Annotated in this window: 14 protein-coding genes and 1 CRISPR repeat array; of the genes, 9 read left to right on the top strand and 5 right to left on the bottom strand. The window is 43.1% G+C overall.

The window, feature by feature from the left end:
- Nucleotides 1-2: 2 nt before the first annotated feature.
- A complete protein-coding gene (gene cas6f, locus BIW53_RS20020; RefSeq protein WP_070993780.1) occupies nucleotides 3-653 on the top strand; it encodes a type I-F CRISPR-associated endoribonuclease Cas6/Csy4 in 651 nt (216 codons plus the stop codon).
- A 152-nt stretch (nucleotides 654-805) separates the two neighbouring features.
- Nucleotides 806-2,453: direct repeats of the CRISPR family, unit length 28 nt; unit sequence GTTCACCGCCACACAGGCGGCTCAGAAA.
- A gap of 212 nt (nucleotides 2,454-2,665) precedes the next feature.
- Here the strand turns inward: cas6f and BIW53_RS20015 are convergent.
- The 4 genes from BIW53_RS20015 to BIW53_RS20000 all read right to left on the bottom strand — a co-directional run bounded on the left by BIW53_RS20015 (nucleotide 2,666) and on the right by BIW53_RS20000 (nucleotide 6,976).
- Nucleotides 2,666-2,947, bottom strand: a complete 282-nt coding sequence (locus tag BIW53_RS20015; protein WP_070993779.1) for a GIY-YIG nuclease family protein — start codon at nucleotides 2,945-2,947, stop codon at nucleotides 2,666-2,668.
- 484 nt (nucleotides 2,948-3,431) lie between these two features.
- The gene (locus tag BIW53_RS20010; RefSeq protein ID WP_070993778.1) at nucleotides 3,432-5,021 is read right to left on the bottom strand and encodes an ATP-binding cassette domain-containing protein; all 1,590 of its coding nucleotides are present in this window, start codon (nucleotides 5,019-5,021) and stop codon (nucleotides 3,432-3,434) included.
- Between the two features lie 291 nt (nucleotides 5,022-5,312).
- A complete protein-coding gene (locus BIW53_RS20005) occupies nucleotides 5,313-6,329 on the bottom strand; it encodes a DUF4097 family beta strand repeat-containing protein (RefSeq protein WP_070993777.1) in 1,017 nt (338 codons plus the stop codon).
- Nucleotides 6,330-6,586: 257 nt separating this feature from the next.
- On the bottom strand, nucleotides 6,587-6,976 hold the full coding sequence (locus tag BIW53_RS20000) for a hypothetical protein (RefSeq protein ID WP_070993776.1): 390 nt from the start codon (nucleotides 6,974-6,976) through the stop codon (nucleotides 6,587-6,589).
- Between the two features lie 483 nt (nucleotides 6,977-7,459).
- On the opposite strand from BIW53_RS20000, the gene BIW53_RS19995 reads away from it, so the two are divergent.
- The 8 genes from BIW53_RS19995 to BIW53_RS19960 all read left to right on the top strand — a co-directional run bounded on the left by BIW53_RS19995 (nucleotide 7,460) and on the right by BIW53_RS19960 (nucleotide 19,023).
- The gene (locus tag BIW53_RS19995; protein ID WP_070993775.1) at nucleotides 7,460-7,936 is read left to right on the top strand and encodes a DUF3293 domain-containing protein; all 477 of its coding nucleotides are present in this window, start codon (nucleotides 7,460-7,462) and stop codon (nucleotides 7,934-7,936) included.
- A gap of 201 nt (nucleotides 7,937-8,137) precedes the next feature.
- Nucleotides 8,138-10,531, top strand: coding sequence for a hybrid sensor histidine kinase/response regulator (locus BIW53_RS19990; RefSeq protein WP_084228282.1), 2,394 nt, complete (start codon nucleotides 8,138-8,140; stop codon nucleotides 10,529-10,531).
- 120 nt (nucleotides 10,532-10,651) lie between these two features.
- Nucleotides 10,652-11,371 (top strand): glycoside hydrolase family 25 protein, encoded by a 720-nt coding sequence (locus tag BIW53_RS19985; protein WP_070993773.1) that lies wholly within the window; start codon nucleotides 10,652-10,654, stop codon nucleotides 11,369-11,371.
- Nucleotides 11,359-12,288, top strand: a complete 930-nt coding sequence (locus BIW53_RS19980) for a hypothetical protein (RefSeq protein WP_070993772.1) — start codon at nucleotides 11,359-11,361, stop codon at nucleotides 12,286-12,288. The genes BIW53_RS19985 and BIW53_RS19980 overlap by 13 nt, the downstream gene beginning before the upstream one ends.
- Before the next feature lie 262 nt (nucleotides 12,289-12,550).
- Nucleotides 12,551-15,154 (top strand): TonB-dependent receptor domain-containing protein, encoded by a 2,604-nt coding sequence (locus BIW53_RS19975; RefSeq protein ID WP_175442179.1) that lies wholly within the window; start codon nucleotides 12,551-12,553, stop codon nucleotides 15,152-15,154.
- Between the two features lie 78 nt (nucleotides 15,155-15,232).
- Nucleotides 15,233-16,045 carry a substrate-binding periplasmic protein gene (locus BIW53_RS19970; RefSeq protein ID WP_070993770.1) on the top strand — a complete coding sequence of 271 codons (813 nt, stop codon included), beginning with the start codon at nucleotides 15,233-15,235 and terminating at the stop codon, nucleotides 16,043-16,045.
- 44 nt (nucleotides 16,046-16,089) lie between these two features.
- Entirely contained in the window at nucleotides 16,090-17,754 is a 1,665-nt protein-coding gene (locus BIW53_RS19965; RefSeq protein ID WP_070993769.1) for a methyl-accepting chemotaxis protein, read from the top strand.
- A gap of 51 nt (nucleotides 17,755-17,805) precedes the next feature.
- Entirely contained in the window at nucleotides 17,806-19,023 is a 1,218-nt protein-coding gene (locus tag BIW53_RS19960) for an Nramp family divalent metal transporter (protein WP_070993768.1), read from the top strand.
- A gap of 94 nt (nucleotides 19,024-19,117) precedes the next feature.
- Here BIW53_RS19960 and BIW53_RS19955 read toward each other — a convergent pair whose 3' ends face one another.
- A complete protein-coding gene (locus BIW53_RS19955; RefSeq protein ID WP_070993767.1) occupies nucleotides 19,118-19,615 on the bottom strand; it encodes a hypothetical protein in 498 nt (165 codons plus the stop codon).
- Nucleotides 19,616-19,693: the final 78 nt, after the last annotated feature.

The following is a 19,693-nucleotide window of genomic DNA, read 5'->3' as shown; positions in this document are numbered from 1 at the left end:
GTATGAATTACTACTTAGACATTACCTTGTTGCCAGACGCCGAGGCTAACTTGGGTTTTTTATGGCACAAGGTGTATCAACAAATTCATTTGTTGCTGGTGGAGCATAAAGTCAGTGAGCAGGATTCTGCCATAGCAGTGTCGTTCCCTTTGTATGGTGACAAGCCGTTTCCGCTGGGCAATAAACTCAGATTGCTTGCCGAGTCTGAACAGCAACTCGTTGATTTAAAGGTAGAGCAATGGTTGTTGCGCTTATCGGATTATGTGCACATTAAAGCCATAAAAGCCGTACCAAGTAATATTACACAATATGCGTATTTCAAGCGTTGGCGCTTTAAAAACCCAGATAAACTGCGACAAGAGGTCGATAGCCGAGCGCAAGCCATTGCAACAAAAAATGGTTTTGCTGTTGAAGAAGTTAAAAGCCGTTTGTTGCAAGCAATTGATAACTTTAAGCAACACTCTAAATTGCCTTTTATCAATTTACGGAGTTTGTCGACCGATAGTGTGCTAAGCCCTGCTGAGCGTAGAAAGTTTTTGTTGTTTATTGAGTGCCAAAAAACAAGCAAGCCGAGTGATAACATACCACTGTTGACGTGTTATGGGCTCAGTCGGCGCTCAGAAGCACAGCAAGTCGCAGTGCCGTGGTTTTAAGGCTGGTTGACACCTTAAAAACCCTTTTATTTTTGCTCTTTAAAAACCAATATATAAATCAGTAAGTTGCAATAAGTCGTTTTTCATTAGGTAAAATCGCTATTTTTTACCTAATGACTTGTTGTAACTTATTTTTGTATTAGAATTTTATTGTTCACCGCCACACAGGCGGCTCAGAAAATTTGAGTTTTGGCATGTACGCCTTTTCTGATGTTCACCGCCACACAGGCGGCTCAGAAATGTTTGAGTGAGCTGAGACTTAAGTTTTGCTTGTTCACCGCCACACAGGCGGCTCAGAAATATTACATGGGCATCGCGGGCAATTTCGTCGTGTTCACCGCCACACAGGCGGCTCAGAAATAGATACCCAAAGTAAGCGGCACTGCGAGAATGTTCACCGCCACACAGGCGGCTCAGAAAGTATTTGGGCTGTTTAATTCGAGCACCTACTGGTTCACCGCCACACAGGCGGCTCAGAAATTATTAAGTGCATTGACAAGCGCTTCAGGCATGTTCACCGCCACACAGGCGGCTCAGAAAAAAGAGATCACTATAGATAACTTAGCTTATAAGTTCACCGCCACACAGGCGGCTCAGAAAAGTGGTCAGGCCGTATCGGTGTATATGAATTCGTTCACCGCCACACAGGCGGCTCAGAAAAGCTAGTAAGCTTTAACCATCAACACAAATATGTTCACCGCCACACAGGCGGCTCAGAAAACTCTGAAAACTTACTGATCAAGTATTGCTGAGTTCACCGCCACACAGGCGGCTCAGAAATAACTACGATGCAAGCCTGTTTCACCCAGCGCGTTCACCGCCACACAGGCGGCTCAGAAATGGTTTGATGACAATATTAACGAGGGTGGCGAGTTCACCGCCACACAGGCGGCTCAGAAATCAACAGGTGGTGTAACTTCTCTACTGTTCTCGTTCACCGCCACACAGGCGGCTCAGAAACGAATATAGTACATTGTATGATGAGAAACTTTGTTCACCGCCACACAGGCGGCTCAGAAAGAATGTGAACGAGCCAAAGAATAGTGCGGCCAGTTCACCGCCACACAGGCGGCTCAGAAATGAGGATAGTATCATCCCTGACTTTCTAAACAGTTCACCGCCACACAGGCGGCTCAGAAAGCTAATGGCACCAGAATTATCTAATACTAAAAGTTCACCGCCACACAGGCGGCTCAGAAAAGCGAGTAGAACTAATTGCCCCTGATTCAGTTGTTCACCGCCACACAGGCGGCTCAGAAAATTCGACTATGGTACTTAACTAAATAAAATCCGTTCACCGCCACACAGGCGGCTCAGAAATTATAACCCATCGACCGTAGCAATTTAACATCGTTCACCGCCACACAGGCGGCTCAGAAATAGTTACTTTGGATTTTTCAAACACAAATGCTGTTCACCGCCACACAGGCGGCTCAGAAACGCAATAGATGCTATCCCGAGAGTTTCATAGCGTTCACCGCCACACAGGCGGCTCAGAAAAATTGGGCATGTGCAGTATGTGATTGCTTTAGGTTCACCGCCACACAGGCGGCTCAGAAAGAGAGAAGAGGCGCTATCTCAACTAGAGCACGGTTCACCGCCACACAGGCGGCTCAGAAAACCCACCAACTTAGCCATATCATCGGCATATTGTTCACCGCCACACAGGCGGCTCAGAAATGTCAGCAAAATATATGATTCACTTTGTAACAGTTCACCGCCACACAGGCGGCTCAGAAAAAGTTAAAGCGGCGTTTGTAAAAAAAGCTAAAGTTCACCGCCACACAGGCGGCTCAGAAAACACCACTGTCATCCTGACGAAGGTCAGGATCTTGTGCCAGTTTTATCGCAATGTGCAAATGGACCCTGAAACAAGTTCAGGGTGACGAGTGATGAGATTGGGAGTTGGGTTGCAAGGTTGAGTTCAGGGTGATGCTCATAGAAATTCGCCCACCTGAGCGAAATCTTACTTGAGGAGAACAAGCTCCAAATGAGCACACCAGATAATCGGTTTAGATGAAATTGTATAAATCCATCCATTCTGGATTCTTCTGCTGGATTAGATTTAATTTCCACTGTCGACGCCAGTTTTTTAACTGTTTCTCTCGGCAAAGTGCCGAGTACATTTGTTCATGGCATTCAAAGTAAACTAGTTGGGTAACATTATACTTCTTTGTGAACCCGTCTACGTAGTGTTGTCGGTGTTCGTAGACGCGCTTTTTTAAGTTACTTGTTACGCCAATATATAGTACACCTTTTGGCTTTGAGCAGAGTATATACACGGCTGGTTGCATTGACTTTCCTTATCATTGCTTGTTTAGACTAAAAATGATTATAGGCTATGAGACCAAAAATATTACAATGGCATAATCCTGACGAAGGTCAGGATCTTGTGTCAGTGTTATCGCGATGTGCAAATGGACCCTGAAACAAGTTCAGGGTGACGAGTGATGAGATTGGGAGTTGGGCTGCAAGACTGAGTTCAGGGTGACGGTTTGATTCAGGATGGATATAGGCACAGGCGGCTCAGAAAGCACCACTGTCATCCTGACGAAGGTCAGGATCTTGTGCCAGTTTTATCGCAATGTGCAGATGGACCCTGAAACAAGTTCAGGGTGACGAGTGATGAGATTGGGAGTTGGGTTGCGGGATTGGGTGACGGGGTTAGGATTAGGGCTGCAAGGTTGAGTTATTGATTTGTTCAGGGTCTATGGTGAATATGCCCTGAAAGTTCAATCAAATATGACCCTCCCAAACCGTAAAGCCCCTTTACAATGTCTATTTTTCTATATCTAAAGCGAGTTCATGGGTTATACCTAGGCTTGCTATAAAGTGTGGGTTATGGCTAATCACTAAGAAGCTACCTTGGTATTCAAATAATGCATGAGCGAGTTGTTGTTTAGATTCAAAGTCTAGATGATTGTCGGGTTCATCAAGTAACAGCAGAGGAGTGGGTTGTTGCTGACTCGCACAGAGCATACTGAGTTTCATCTTTTCACCGCCACTGAGGCTTGTGACAGTTTGATTCGCTTTACTATTTTTTAGTCCAATCGCTGCCAGCAGGGTGTGTGCGAGAGATTTCGTTAAATGTGGGCACCTCTGCAGTAAGGTCTGCAACGGACTTAGGTAAGGTTCTAAGTGAGTAAAATGTTGATCTATATAACTCAAAGCCGTGTTTATGGTCACTGACCCCGTACTTGGACTAAGTTGCTTTAATAACACTTTTAGCAAGGTTGATTTACCACAGCCATTGGCACCTTTTATCTGCCATTTTTGTTGTTGATAAATGGTGAAGCTGAACTCGTTTTGCTGACCGAAAGGGAGTGTTAAGTTTTGTACGCTTACTAATGAGCGTTTACTGATATCCGCTTTGGCGATGTTGCCTAGGTAAAAACGTTGGTATTGGTGCTGCTGTTGCTTAAGTCGTAATTGAGTGTATTTTTCCGATAGCTTTTTTTGTCGCTGCTGCTGATTTTTTTGACTGCTCGATAAACTTGCTGTGGCGCTATCTTTTTTGCTATTGAGCAACACTTTAGCTTGGCTTGTGCTTGCTCGTAGCTTGTTGCCTTGAGCTGCTCGTTTTTGTGCTTTTTGTCGATTCAATTGAGCTTGCTTTTGTACTTCCAGCTGTTGTTTGCGTACTGTGTGTATTTGACTGCTAAGCGCTCTTTGCTCGGTGTCTTTTTGTACCAAGAAATTGTCAAAATTGGTACCGTATTGTTTCAATCCCAGCTCGCTTAATTCCCATATATGCGTGACGTATTGCAGCAGCGTGTAATCGTGACTGATGAGTAACACATGGCCTTGAAATAGAGCTAGTTGTTCCAATAGCCAACATTGACCATCGGTATCTAAATGATTGGAGGGTTCATCCAGAATAAGTAACTTAGCGTCACTATTAAAAAGTTGCCAAAGGCGTAGTCGAGCCAATTGACCGCCACTCAGTTGGCTACACAGGATGTGGTGATCATCGGGTAACCCCATTGCTTTAAGCTGTTGAGAAAAGGTTTCAGGGAGTTGCCATTGCTGATCAGCCGTATCAAATAGTGCTTGCTCAAAATCGCCTTGTGCAATTTTTTCTAGCGCCTGGAGTACTCGCTCATAGCCAAGCAACTGGGCAATGGTCGTAGAGTCGTCAAGCTGTTGTTCTGAATGTTGGTCAAAAAAGCCTATTTGCATTTTGCAGTTCACGCTTCCCCGGGTTGGCGTAAGCTGTTTGGCAAGTAATTTTGCTAAAATAGACTTACCAGCTCCATTTTTGCCAACCAAACCTATGCGAGGATGGTTAATAGTACAGTTGATATCTTGGAATATGATGTCTCCATCGGCAAATTGATAGCTCAGGTTTTGTGCGGTTAACACGGGCATAGAAGCCTCCTAAATAAATAGGGGCAGTCAACGAGGCCAAACAATGAAACCTATAAATAACGCTAAGTTTAAATGTGCGTATGAACAAAAATGAAAAGGTATAAACGCTAAGCCACGTTCACTAACCCTGTAGATCCAAAAAAATAAATGAAAATGGATAACAGGTATTAGTTGTTCATGATGGCGTTTACTCCTTGAATAGATGAGAAGGGGAGTTTAAATGCTCAGACTTAAAAAATAAAGTATCACGCAGCGACATTGTATTGCGCTGCGTGATTGGTATTGGGTTGACTACCTTATTTTGGAGCCACCTTTGATATCGTTGGTGCGTACATTTCCTGAGCTATCGCTCAAAATTTCAAGGCTTTGCACATGGTTGATATCAATGTCGCCCGAATCATCATCAATGGTCACCGCGCCTGCATTATTCACCCAAATATCGCCGCTACCATCGTCAATTTTAACATTAGCACGTGTGTTATTGACCTTAATAAAACCAGAATCATCGTTAATATTCACACTTTGTGCGCCATCAATGGTTAGGTTACCTGAACCATCAACAATCGACACTGACCCAATAATTGACGTGAGGCTGATATCTCCTGAGTCGTCTTTAATGGTGATGTTGTTGCCACCAATTATTTCCATATCACCCGAGCCGTCAGTGATCTCCATGTCGCCTGTCACCTTAGAGATCTCAATACCGCCAGAATCATCTCTCAATGTAAGTTGTTGTCCGCCACGGATCGAGATCTCTCCTGAGCCGTCGTTAATGGTGATGTTTCCTTTGGCATTGAGCACTGTAATGTCGCCAGAATCATCACGTATTGCGATGTTCTGTCCACCATCGATCGTTAGTGCTCCAGAGCCGTCATCGATCTGGATATGGCTCGTTAATCCTTTGATGTCGATGTCACCAGACGAGTCGGTTAGTGTTAATGCCAGTGCACTAGGCATGGTAATAGTCATGTCGATTTTGGGGCCGTGACCACCAAATCGCCAAGTATTTTCTGAGTTAACTTCTGCAACCAGTTTCGCAGTTTTACCTTGCTGTTCTAATGTAAAAACAAACTCATTTGGTTCTATAGTGTAAATGTCTGCACTTGCGGTGATCTCGCTGGTATCTGGCGAGGCGATAATTTTTAAATCTCCTGCGTTTGTCAGCGTCGTTAATGAAGTGATATTGCTGGTAGACAATTGAAGTTGGCGTTGTACATGCTCTTTTGCATCAGCTGAGGCGGTATTAACATGAATGATGCAACCGCTTAAAATCAACGCGCTAACTAAGGGGGTGAATATTTTTAACATGGAGTGTCCCTGTATTTAATTTTTGGTGATGAATCGCTGTCCTTGGAATAGCAAATAGGATGCCAAAAATTTAGTTGTTGTTTTTTATAAACTTTTTAATTCTTTGCTATGGATATTATTCACTTTTTTAGTGACTTGCGCAATTAACTGGTCAGATTGACCTACAGGCATGAAGGCTTCAAGGCGAGGCGGTTGGGTGTAGCAGAGGTGGTGGAATGTTTTGATGAAGTGGCTTAGCCACTTCATCAAGCATATGTTTAGTAGGCTGTAAAATAGCTCACATTTACATTACCTTCATGGTACAGGTAATTAAGCTGGTGATAATAAATATCAACGACAACTGTCGCGTAGTCAGTTCTAAATGAGTAGACGTTAGGGTCTTTAGGAATAGAATAATAACATTCTGCTTGGCTAAACAAGTAGACGTCTTCACTTGGCTGAGCAAAGTAATATACCGGCTGTTGTTCACAGCCTTGAAGCTCATAACCAGAGTTATTTAACTGCTCTTTTACCACTTGATATTTACGACCAAACTCTAATACTTCTTGCGTAGTATAGTAGCCTGACGCTAGGTCTGGTGTCGCTACAGATGAAAAGCTAGCAGATGAAATTAGACCAAAAATTGTGGTTAACAGTAATTTTTTCACAAGAAAATTCCTTCTAATTTAAAAGTGATTGATGCCTGATTGGCGGGTGTATCCTACCGTTTAAATTGAGTTCTTCAAGTTAAACTTTGATTACATTTTAGCGACGTTTCTGTTTTTAAAAATTGATATAAATCAAAAGGTAATGCGGGTGTTGTTAGTGTCACTTTAGTTTTCCACCCGTAAATATTTTACCGCATTTAGCGTGCTAGAATATTATTTACAGGCTCTTGAAAATGAGAGTTTTTGGTACTAAGGTTATCGGTTTTTTTATTTAATATATCGTTTTTTTCTGTATTATTTTTGTTCGTCTTGTTGCGTTTAGTTGATTGGTTAAAAAGTATTGCTTTTTATAGTAGGCAGCTATTCACAGCGAAGGTAGCACCTTAGTCTATCAACCCCCTTTACAGTAACTAGAGATTAAGCCGTTATAATGTGTACTAGGCTATGTTTAAAGAGCATGAGCTTGGTTGTTAGGAGTTTAACGTGGTAAGTGAGCAGCTATGGGAAACCTATCAGCAGGTGTATTTTCAACCTTGTGATTTACGCAATTCGTATTTACCTCGCAACGTAGGGCAAAACTTTGTGCGCAGTGGGGCTATCATCAGTATTTGGAATCCACGTGGACAAATATGTACACAGAGAAAAAATAGGTTGTTCGCTCAAAAAGCTATTTATAGGCTCAAGTGTCAAGGTTGGCGTTATTCATTTTTGTGGGGTGGTGACAAGCATATGCATTATAAAGAGCTTAGTGTGTTCGTATTTTGTCCGTTACACAGTGCTGTGAGACTAGCAAAACAAAACCAGCAGTTGGCTTTTTATTTTATCGATAAAGCTGGTGCGTTGTGGCTTATCAACACCAATGCGAATGAACATAAACAACGTGTTTGTAAACTTGCGAAGTATAGAGTCGTGAATATGGGCATTAAAAAAGCCAATCTGGCAGTGAGCAAGCCGCTTTGATCCAGTACTTGTTGGCAATGGAGTGTGTTGTGGAATGACGGCACTAAAGGTTGTGCTGAAGCAGCATCATGCCAAGATCCATACATCATACCTTATTGTATTTATTACTAATTTAATTCGAAAATAACAGCACCTAATGTTAGGGAGTGTCCGCTTTTTCTACTAAACTGTAGTGCATGTGTCATGAACTATTAAATTGATATGCGTCTAAAGAATCAATTGGTTGGTGTAATGCTTGGCTGTGCGTTGTTACCGCTACTTGTTATGTTTGCACTTGCTATGACGCAAAGCATCGAGCAGGCCAAGCAGCTTAGGGTGGTTGCTGCAAAAGCAGAAGTGCACAGTGCGGCGATGATATTTGAGCGATATTTTAGTGAGCGTAAAGCCGAACTATCAACCATGGTCAATGATGAGCGTGTACAAAGCATGGACTTTGCGCAGATGAAAGGGTATCTCAATGACGCTCTAATACGCAGCCAAGGGATATATGAAAAGTTCATTCTAGGGGAACTCGATGGCCGTTTTTATAACACGCGAGGTGGCAATCCTGCGCAAGGTATGATCCGAACTTTTGATGATACAAACCCTCAAGCAGAACCCAGAAGTTTAGTCATGCGAGACTATTGGCAAGCAACTATCGGGCAAAACGTAGCTGCGGATGCGGTAGTGTATGTCTCTGAACCTATGATTTCCTATACAACCCACACCAAGCAAATTGTAGTCAGTGCCAGTATTTTGGATCAAAAAAGAAAACTTAAAGGCTTGTTGGGGGGAGCCATCGCATGGCAGCAAATTGATAGTTTAATCTCACTTGTTCAAAGAAATATCACTGCTTCATTTAAAGATAAAGCACGCGTAATGTTAGTTTCTCGTCATGGCGCGTACATTTATCACTGGAATGAAGATAAAATTGTTCATTTAAAGTTAGAGGGGGGTGAGTGGGTACTTGAAAGAGGTGGCGAACGCGCATCGCAAACCCACTATATAACTAAACATGATGATCCTCAGCTCAAAGCAATAGGGCTTAGAATGATAGCCGGTCATCGGGGCTATGAACAAATCACAGAACCTCAAACTGAACAAGCCCTTCATGTTTTTTTTGCGCCAATAGAATCCGCTGATTATAGCATCTCGATTGTTCTTCCCGAAGAAGTCATGCTTGAGCAAGTACATGAGCTACAAACATTATTTTGGATTGTGTTCGCAGCCGTGTTCGCCTTAGTGTGCGCACTGGCTATATGGATGTCGAATGTGATTTACGCGCCAATCAGGTCGTTGACGCTCGCGGCGAAAAAGTTAGCCGCTGGCAATTATGATAAACAGCTAAGCAACCATCGCAAAGATGAGCTTGGAGTGCTCACTCGCTCTTTTGAGCAAATGCGTAACAAGTTGCGCCAAAGAGAAAATAAACTGGAAAAATTGGTTAATACACGCACGCAAGAATTAGAAGAGGCAAGAGTGCAGGCACAACAAGCGCTACAAGCCAAAGGGCGATTTCTTGCTAATATGAGCCATGAGATCCGTACACCCATGAACGGTATTTTAGGGACGCTTGAGTTGTTAAACAGCAGCGCAGAATTAAGCAAAGAGCAAACTCAGTTACTGAAAATTTGCAGGCACTCAGGTAAGCATTTATTGAATGTAATCAACGATATTTTGGACTTGTCAAAACTCGAAGAAGGGCATGTTACGCTAGAGCACAATGATTTTGCTTTGCAAGAGCTAATTGAGGATGTCAATAATCTATTAATGTCGTTGGCATCTCAAAAAGGACTGAGCCTTGAGTATATTATTGATGATAATGTACCTGCGTTTATTCGTGGTGATCAGGCTCGCTTGCAGCAAATCCTCATTAATTTGGTTGGTAATGCCATCAAGTTTACCGATAAAGGTCATGTACGCGTGATGGTGCAGAATAAAGCTAAGACAGTCTCAAAACAGGCGAAGTTAAAGTTCATTGTTTCTGACACGGGAGTCGGTATTGCTCCAGAAGATTTGCAGCGTGTTTTTGAACCTTTTAAGCAGGCGGATGGCAGCATGACCCGCCGCTTTGACGGTACAGGGTTAGGCCTGAGCCTGTGTAAGGAATTACTGGCGCTGATGGGAGGAAAAATCGGTATTGAATCGAAACAGGGTCAAGGTACTGACGTGTTCTTTAGCCTACCAGTGGAAGTTGTGTCGACAGTGCCTAAGCCATTACAGCATATATCCTCTTCTCTATCTGCACTAAAAGGCCATGTGTTACTGGTCGAAGACAATGATGTCAATCTTATGGTTGTGACAGCAATGCTGAGAAAATTAGGCTTAGAAGTCAGTACCGCAAAAGATGGTTTGCTAGCACTTGAAGCAATTAAAAAACAGTCGTTTGACTTAATTCTGATGGACGTCCACATGCCACACTTGGATGGTCTTGAAACTGCTAAACGGATCAGACAAGACATTACTTATAAAAACCTCCCTATCATTGCTTTTACAGCCAATATATTCAAAGAAGATATTACCGCCTGCTTTAATGCAGGTATGGATGACTTTATCAGCAAACCTGTTGAGCAAGAAAAGCTTAAAGATGTGCTCTCGCGTTGGCTAGCGTGTTAATCATTTGTGACTTTATCTTAAGACGCAGATATACTGTTGTTCTATTGTATATAAGGTATTGAACAGTATTAGATTATAGTAAGTTGGTGGCATCACTTGCTAGGTTATCAAGGAATAGAAATGAACAATAAACTGGTAATTAAGCTGCTGGTGGTCGCAGCGATTGTTATCTTGTGTATTAAAAGACCCGTACTATTTCCCGCCTCGATTTTGCAAACTGAGAACCGTGATTTTTCAGGCGGCGTATATGGCATTGATGTCTCTCATGATCAGGGCAAAGTAGATTGGCAAAAGGTAGCAAGTAGCGGTATTCAATTTGTGTATCTTAAGGCCACAGATGGTATTACATATCATGACCCTAAGTATTTTGACAATCTTGCAGCTATCAAGAATACATCTTTACCTGTAGGAGCGTATCACTTCTTTGAAGCAGAGGACGATCCAAAACAACAGCTGAAAAACTTTCTCTCTCATATCAAAGATAAAGGGCTCACCCTAGCGCCTATGGTTGACGTGGAACTAACGCGGGAACAAAGCGCGGAGCAAATACAATCACGACTACATGAATTTTTGAGCGCACTTGAGCAACAACTCGGGTGTAAACCGCTGATATATAGCAATAGCAACTTCTGGCAAGGCTACATAGGTACTTCGTTTAATGACTATCCATTTTGGTTTGCTCATTACGGCGAGAAAATGAATGCACCTGAAGAACTCGAAAATATTCAAATTTGGCAATATTCACAAACTGGCACTGTAGCTGGAGTCAATACGTTGGTTGATTTAGATAAAGTGCTAGATGGCAAACAGGCATTGGAGGCACTCAAATGCAGTTACTGACATCGTTTGACCAATACATAAAGCAGCAACGCTATCGATTAGTGGCGTTGTTGAGTAGCGTAATGATTGCATGGTTACTGATAGCGATTGTACAAGGCAGCTTTGCTGATAGCACTTTGGTGCAAGACAACAAGCATTTATACCAATCAAATTTGCAATATCTACATCAGGTAGAGCAGCAAATTATGAGCGACTTGGCCGACGTGAATGCCTTAAATGCTGCACTTAACGTTGCGAAAAGCAGTCAATTTGGTATCTCATTTATCGTTGATTTTGACGTAGAAATTGGCAGCTTACTGGCTGATTTTTCAAGCTTGCTGGAAAAGAGTAGTCACTACTTGTTTTGGTCACTGGCTTTAGTCGGTGCGATACAGGCGTTGACCTTTTTGGCTGAGCAATTATCGCCATGGTTACTACAAGCGGCATTATTGTATTGTTTCATTTGGGCTGTTTTGTGTGTGGTTCAGCCACAGCTAAGGTATCGACCAAGCTTGCAATGGTTCGGTAAAGCATTCGCGTTGGCCTTTGTATTGTGTCACATGGTGCTTCCTTACAGTATTCATGCCAGCGCCAAGACCTCACAAGTGATCGCGGCTGAACTGGGTCACAAAGCGGATCTAGGTTATTTTAGTGATGTAGCGAACGAGATGAATACCAGCTTATCTAGTACCGATCTAAAAGAGCACGCCAAACACGGGGTGAAGGTGCTACATAAAGCGCTCGCGGTGAAGTTGTCAAATAAATTGCTCAAAGGAAATAGTGTGGTTACCCACAATTTAGCCCATAAATTTATCGCTTTTGTGTTGCTCCCTATACTGTTTGCTGGGTTATTGTATTTACTAATAAGGCGTTGTTTACACAGCTTACTTGGTGAGCCCCCCTCATTTATTAGAGACTTCAAAGCAGCGGAAAAATAATATCCCTGCAATATCCATTGCCCCACCTCAATGATGATATATGAGGTGGGGTTAAATGATACATCCTATCAATATTTCCTCGCCTTCCCTCGACTCATAGGTATTTATCTAACGTCTTACAAATACTTAAACTGTGTTTCTTTTGGTGTAATTGGTCAATACCGAACTATGCTTGATTAAGCTTGTATTAATTTTTTCGCGCGCTTGGTATTAGTAGGGGCCACCGCCTTAATCACTCATTGTCGAATTGATAGGGGATATGATGAACAATAGCAAATCTAAGTTGTTGTACTTGTGCACTTTGGTACTGACAACGACCGCTTATGCTGAAGTTCAGGAAAAAGCATCCATTGAAACCATTACCGTCACAGGCTCTCGTATCAAACGTTCGGTACAATCAGAAAGTTCCTCGCCCATCTCTAGCACAGAGTTGAGCGATCTGGCTGATATAGGAGCCAATGATGTACGTGATCTCATTGAGGTTTTGCCTTTTAACGCAGGTTCGCAAAATAACTCGGACAATTTGACGCAAAACTTTACAGTGGGGACCTCGAACGTCAATTTGCGGGGTCTAGGGGTGTCTTCAACCCTAGTACTACTTAACGGTATTCGACAGGTTACGTCGGCTGTTGTTACTGATCAAGGCGCGAGCTTTGTGGATACAGCTTCTTTAGTACCAGCGCTTGCAATTAAGCGAGTCGAAATACTCAAAGATGGTGCATCGGCAATCTATGGCTCTGATGCGGTCGCTGGGGTTGTTAACTTTATTACCCGAGATGACTTAGAAGGTGCGGAAGTACAATATGAGTACCGTACCAGGTGGAGTGAAGGTAGTCAGGATGAAACCAAAGTAGATTTTGCTTACGGTGGCTATGTGGGGGATTCGGCACATATGCTGTTTGCAGTGAGCTTTTTGGAGCGTTCAAGTTTGTTACTTGATGAAGTCGACTGGGTAAAACCTGCAACCAGCAGCTTTGGTAATCCTGGTAGCTTTGTGATCCCCTCACTCGCAGATGAAAACAATCCCAGTGGTTTAACCGTTGCTGACCCAAACTGTGCTACTAATGGCGGTAGTGTATCGCAAGGTTCTAACGGTAACTCGTTTTGCTTATTTGATTTTGCTCCACAGATAACGGCGGTGCCCAATGAAGATAGATTGCAGGCGTATGCACGTGCACAATGGGACTGGAGCAACACGACCAGAATGTGGGCAGAATTTGGCTATGCGCGAAATAAAATTAGTCGCGAAGTGTCACCTAGTTTTCCGGTGCTCAATGCACCTAGTGTGTTGGCTTCACACCCTGATAACCCCTATGCGGAGGATGTTTTCTTTCGTGGCAGACCTTATGGAGTAGGTAAACCCACTGAAACCAATTACTACGATCATACGACTTCTCGTATTGCCTTGGGTGTTGACGGTGAGATAACCGAGGGCGTTTATTGGCAGGCCTCTTTTGTGGCTGCGGCAAACGACGCGCTGGTAAATCCTAGAGATGTGATAAGCGATAATTTTCAAGCTGCACTGTATGGTTTTGGCGGTAATAAATGTAATGGTATGACAGCGTCGGAGGCAGGCGTCGGTGAGTGTTATTATTTCAACCCATTTGACCCAGATGCTCCTAACAATGAATTATTAAGGGATTTTATTATTGGCGACTACATCGGAGATGCAGAGTCAGAAATGCGCGTATTTGAGGCCGTGATAACCGGTGATTCACTGTTTGAAGTTGCAGGTGGAGATGTGGGTTACGCCATCGGAATACAATATAGAGATGAGTCTATCAAGAATGTTTATGACTCTTTTACGCAACAAGATAGCTTCGCATTTCTCATTGGTAATCAGAACTTTACTGGTGAGCGTGATGTTAAAGCTATATTTGCAGAAGTACTCATGCCACTGACGGAAAACCTTGAAATAGGCGCTGCCGTGCGATACGAGGATTATGGCGAGTTTGGTGGCGATACCACCAATCCTAAGTTTTCATTTTTATGGTTAGCCAGTGATACGTTGTCATTGAGAGGGACGTTTAGTACATCATTTAGAGCGCCATCCGTTCATCAATTACAAGGGGTTCAGACTAACTTTGCCAATATTACCGACCCTGAAGATGGTTCGACTACTTTTGGGGGAAATCGCACAATTGGTGATCCCAATCTGGTGCCAGAAACCTCAAAAGCGCTGAATCTGGGCCTGACTTATGCCTTCGATGAGTATGCCTTTGATATCGATTACTGGGATTTCTCTTTTGAGGATGTACTCACCAGAGAGAGCCATCAGGCGGTGGTAAATGCCAATCCGAATGACCCTACTCGAGTGATTAGAACATCTGCTGGTACCATTTCAATCGTCAATACCAAGTTTGTTAACGCAGAAGCAATAGATACATCTGGGATTGATTTGAGTGCTTCCACCATTTATCGCAGCGACTATGGGGACTTTTCTCCACAGTTAAGCGCAACTTACTTGTTAAGTTACGATTTGATGGATGCTAGCGGTCAAACCACAGATGGCCTCGGCCTGTTGAATTTAAACACGGTGGGCAATCCATCGCCACGTTTGCGAGGTAGCATAGGCTTGAACTGGTCAAGTGGTATGCATCGTGCCAACGTGTTCATCAGACATGTGGCAAGTTACACCAATGATGTGACGGAAGACTCCATTGATGCCTTCAATACACTTGATTTGCAATACAGCGTGAACATGGGACAGGTGCTTAAAGGGGACTCTGAAACTAAACTAACGTTTGGGGTGATTAATGTTACAGATGAAGCCCCTCCTTACGTTGCGGTCGCTGGCAGTTATGATCCCCGAACGGGTGATCCAAGAGGGCGTCGAGCTTATGCTAAATTCCAGATTAGCTTTTAAATTATTTAGAAGTTGTAGGTTATTGAGTGTGGACAGTGGGCTTACTGTTTGGCATGACTGGGCCTGAGAGAACGAGATATGGGTGGGAAATTTATTGTCTTTGCGGTGCTTTTATTGGGCCTGATATCCTCCGCTTTCTCGCAGGAGCGGGTCATTCGTTTGGTGACATTGGAATACCCACCCTATGAGTTTCAAGGAACCCAAGATGCCAGAGGCATTGCTGTCGATATCGTGCGTGAGGCATTTGATCGCATAGACCAACCATTTTCGATCCAGTTCTTACCATGGGGAAGAGCCATAAGAGAGGTTAAAAATGCTCGAGTAGATGGCATTTTCACCATTTACAAAACGCCAGAAAGAGAAACCTTTATGAGTTATTCCAATGAAGTTTTGGTGCAGCAGTCCATTGGCTTCTTCGCACTTAAAGACCATCAAATTTACTTTGATGGTCGCATTGCGTCACTGTCTCCTTATCGTATTGGGATTGTACGAAAAGTTAGTTATGGCGAAGAAATAGACTTGGCGCTTGCCAAGGGGGTGCTTGAGAATATTGTCACCACAGATACTGGAATTAACAGCTTCAAGTTGTTACTTGCCGACCGAGTTGACGTGGTGATCAGTAATCAGTTGGGTGGTCTGGAGATACTCAAGCAGCTAGGTTTAGAGGATAAAATTCATCAAGTCCCTTCATACGCCTATGACATCCCGAGCTATATCGCATTTGGTAAGGAGCCATATCTAGAGGGGATTAAGCAGCGTCTAGACATGGCGATTAGGGCAATGAAGGAGGATGGTTCTTACCAGAAAATTATCGCCGATTATTTGCAACACTATCGGAGTGTTCAACCGGCGAGAAACACGCCAGTCGAGTCCGAGCAGGGTGTAAATTAGTTTGGTGTAAACCTAGCCAAGCGATTTGTATTAGGAATGAGAGTATGAAACTCAAAATAAAGACCAGACTGATATTACTATCTTTGCTCCCTATCATTATCATTTCTTCAGTTGCTATTACGCTCACATACAGCGAAGCGACCAAACTGAGTGAAGCGCAAGAGGTCTTAAGCCGTAAAGAAATGATGCGTATGAAACGAGATGAACTAAAAGCGTATTTAGAAATAGCCCAAAGCGTGATCATACCGATTAAAAATCAAGACCGCCCACAAGAAGATGTTATTAAGTTGTTGAAAAACATCAAGTTTGGAGAGTCTGGCTACTTGTTTGCATTTAAAAGTGATGGCACGCGGGTAATGCAAGGTGACAGTGATCAAGGAATAGGAAAGAACTTCATTGATTTACAAGATAAAAGGGGGAATTACCTAGTCCGTGACATCATTGATTCAGCGAAACGTGGTGATGGCTACTCAGTGTATTATTTTCCCAAACCAGAACAAAGCGAGGCCATTCCAAAGTTGGCGTATAGTATTTACTTACCGACTTGGGATTTGATCGTCGGTACTGGATTTTATACCGAAGATGTTGATGCGCTGCTTAAGTCTATGCGTGAAAAAAATGATAAACAAGTGATGAAAAGTATTCGCGATATTTTATTGTTTACTTTCATTATCTCAATCGTGGTGGGCATATTCGGTTTACTCATTAGTAAAAGCATCACTGTGCCACTTTCTAAGTTTGAAGACACCATTGATATCTTTGCTGCCAGAGATGCCGATCTGACCGCTCGTATTCCTGATTTTTCTCTTCCAGAGTTTGATAGCTTGAGTCGTAATTTCAATATATTTCTTGGTCAGTTACACGCACTGATCATTAAGGTTGCGAAGCTCACAAATGAAGTGGTTGATGAGACTAAACAAATTGCAAATGCATCTTCAGAAATAAATGCGCTGTTGATGCGCCAGCAATCAGAAACCGAAATGATTGCCACTGCTATGACGCAATTGAGTGCTTCTGCCGAAGAAATATCTCGCAATGCCAACGAAGCAGCAACGTCTGCAAAAAATGCCAATCGTAGCGCTGATGATACGCAAAGTTCGGTTGATGAAGCGACCGGCTCGGTTAATACACTGGCACAGAAGCTAGACGAGGCCAGTGAGGTAATTTCAAAGCTCGAAGGAGATGTGAAAAATATTTCAAGCTCGTTATCAGTTATTCAAGAAATAGCTGAGCAAACAAACTTGTTAGCGCTCAATGCGGCTATTGAAGCGGCCAGAGCGGGGGAGCAGGGAAGGGGATTTGCTGTGGTTGCCGATGAAGTTCGTGAATTGGCGACTCGTACGCAAAAAAGTGCTACCCAAATATTAGGGGTAATAAATACAGTAACAGGTGGCTCTAAGGATGCTGTGCAGGCGATGGACTTAAGTAAGAGTTTTAGTGCGTTGACGGTTGAAAAAGCGGCCAATGCATCTGATTCATTACAAAATATTGTGCAGTTTATCCATGAGATTCTAAACGTCAACGAGCATATTGCCAGCGCGACAAAGGAACAAAATATTGTTGATAAAGAGATTAGTGAACGGACAGAATCTATTTCAGAGCATTCCAAAGAGTCTGCGGCCATTGGAGATCGTAATCTAGAGATCAGCTCCAAACTCAGCGAAAAGGCGGGTGAATTAGCAGCGATAGTAAATCGTTTTAAAATATAGTCATCATTGTGGTGCTCAAGCGTCAAGACGGCATAGAATGGGAAGATAAGCATGCTAAACAGATTAAAAAACTTTGGACCTGGCGTTATAGTGACGGCGGCGTTCATTGGTCCAGGAACGATTACCGCATGTACACTGGCTGGAGCGCAATATGGTTATGTGTTGCTATGGGCATTAGTTTTTGCAACGGCGGCAACCATCATTTTACAAGAAATGTCAGCGCGAGTTGGCATTGTGACGCAAAAGGGATTGGGCGAGGTCATCAATCAGTCATTACATGACTCCTTTTGGAAGTGGCCATTGTTTGCTTTGATTATTATCGCGATTTGTATTGGTAATGCCGCATACGAAGCGGGAAATTTGGTAGGGGCTGCGTTGGGAATTGAGGCGATAACGAACTCGAACGAATGGATTTTTAGAGGCTCAATCATTGCTTTGACAGCGATAGGTGCGGCGATCCTTATGCAGGGCACTTATCGGCAAATAGAACGTATTCTAATTGCTTTGGTATGCATTATGGCGTTGGCATTTATTGTCACCTTTGTTTTGGTCAAGCCAGATCTTACGCAGCTATTTAAAGGCTTAGTTTCACCGTCCATCCCAGAGGGGAGTTTGCTGACAGTGATTGCGCTGATTGGTACGACCGTGGTGCCATATAATTTGTTTTTACATGCCTCTACAGCTAAGTCTCATTGGTCAAAGCCTGAGGATATTCCTAAGGCACGTTCTGACACCATCATATCTATTGGACTGGGAGGGTTAATTGCAATTTTGGTGACCTCTACAGCGGCTGCCAGTATTTTCACGCTGGGGTTGAGTGTGAATAATGCTATCGATATGGCGGTCATCTTTGAACCGACGTTTGGTAGTCTCTCCAAATATTTATTGGGTATAGGATTATTCTCAGCGGGGCTCAGCAGTGTGATCACTGCTCCGCTAGCGACAGGGTATGTGATCTCTGAAATTTTGCAGCTTAAAGGCGATGTGAACTCTAAATCTTTTCGACTTATCACCATAGGTATCATAGTGATAGGCGCAGCTCTATCAATGGCGGATGTTAAGCCGATTCAAATCATTATTCTTGCCCAGTTTGCTAATGGTTTACTGCTGCCTATTATCGCGGTGTTTTTACTGTATGCCATGAACAATCGACAACTACTCGGTCGTTACGCTAATACAAAATGGTCTAACTTTCTCGGTTTTTCGGTGCTAATTTTTACTGCCTTTTTGGGAGTGAGGTTGATAGCAAAGTCACTTGGTTTGTATTGATTAATATGATTGTTTTAAGCAGTGAATGATTGCTAGCTCTTTGATGTATAGTGTTTGTTTTTCCAATTACAATGGTGAGTGTGTACCCACAAACTTAAGGCTGAAGGGTCATTCGTCCAATACTCACGGTTTTTACTTCAGTGATAGTAATATCACGAACATGGCTCATGGATTGCCACATCAACTTATGACCTTTGCTAAAACAAAAGAGTTTTACGCGCCTTTGCCAGCGCTGGATCTCCGCATCAGTAGCAGGTCTCAATGGTCCAAGTTGGCCTATCAGACGCACTGCAGGTTGGTGCAAGAATTGCCCTTTCAATAACGATTTAAACCAAAACCATTTACTGCTGTTCACAGCCAAAATGCAGACGCTTGTATTGTGTTTGGCATTGGCTGGGAGTTGTTTGGTAAAGCGCTCAAAATAGCAGGCCTGAGCTTGACCATTAACTAAAGCACCCAACATCAAAGAGCCTATAGGAGTGACATGAGGTAAGCCCTTGTCATCTACTGACGCGATTGCATAGTGCAATGAAGAAAACAAAGAGGCTGTGCACACGCCTTTCGCATTTTGCCATTGTTGCTCTGATATCATCACATTTCCTTGTCCTGTTTTTATGTCATAAAAACAGGACTGCGTTATCGAGTTAAATTAGGTTAAACAGTTTGCATG

Origin of the sequence: Pseudoalteromonas byunsanensis (genome assembly GCF_001854475.1) — a bacterium.
GTDB classification, from domain to species: Bacteria; Pseudomonadota; Gammaproteobacteria; order Enterobacterales; family Alteromonadaceae; genus Pseudoalteromonas; species Pseudoalteromonas byunsanensis.
This window is presented reverse-complemented; position numbering and strand designations above follow the sequence as displayed.

Coding starts and splice junctions, on each gene's coding strand:
- cas6f (WP_070993780.1), top strand. CDS start 3: ATGAATTACTACTTAGACATTACCTTGTTGCCAGACGCCGAGGCTAAC.
- BIW53_RS20015 (WP_070993779.1), bottom strand. CDS start 2,947: ATGCAACCAGCCGTGTATATACTCTGCTCAAAGCCAAAAGGTGTACTA.
- BIW53_RS20010 (WP_070993778.1), bottom strand. CDS start 5,021: ATGCCCGTGTTAACCGCACAAAACCTGAGCTATCAATTTGCCGATGGA.
- BIW53_RS20005 (WP_070993777.1), bottom strand. CDS start 6,329: ATGTTAAAAATATTCACCCCCTTAGTTAGCGCGTTGATTTTAAGCGGT.
- BIW53_RS19990 (WP_084228282.1), top strand. CDS start 8,138: ATGCGTCTAAAGAATCAATTGGTTGGTGTAATGCTTGGCTGTGCGTTG.
- BIW53_RS19985 (WP_070993773.1), top strand. CDS start 10,652: ATGAACAATAAACTGGTAATTAAGCTGCTGGTGGTCGCAGCGATTGTT.
- BIW53_RS19980 (WP_070993772.1), top strand. CDS start 11,359: ATGCAGTTACTGACATCGTTTGACCAATACATAAAGCAGCAACGCTAT.
- BIW53_RS19975 (WP_175442179.1), top strand. CDS start 12,551: ATGAACAATAGCAAATCTAAGTTGTTGTACTTGTGCACTTTGGTACTG.
- BIW53_RS19970 (WP_070993770.1), top strand. CDS start 15,233: ATGGGTGGGAAATTTATTGTCTTTGCGGTGCTTTTATTGGGCCTGATA.
- BIW53_RS19965 (WP_070993769.1), top strand. CDS start 16,090: ATGAAACTCAAAATAAAGACCAGACTGATATTACTATCTTTGCTCCCT.
- BIW53_RS19960 (WP_070993768.1), top strand. CDS start 17,806: ATGCTAAACAGATTAAAAAACTTTGGACCTGGCGTTATAGTGACGGCG.
- BIW53_RS19955 (WP_070993767.1), bottom strand. CDS start 19,615: ATGATATCAGAGCAACAATGGCAAAATGCGAAAGGCGTGTGCACAGCC.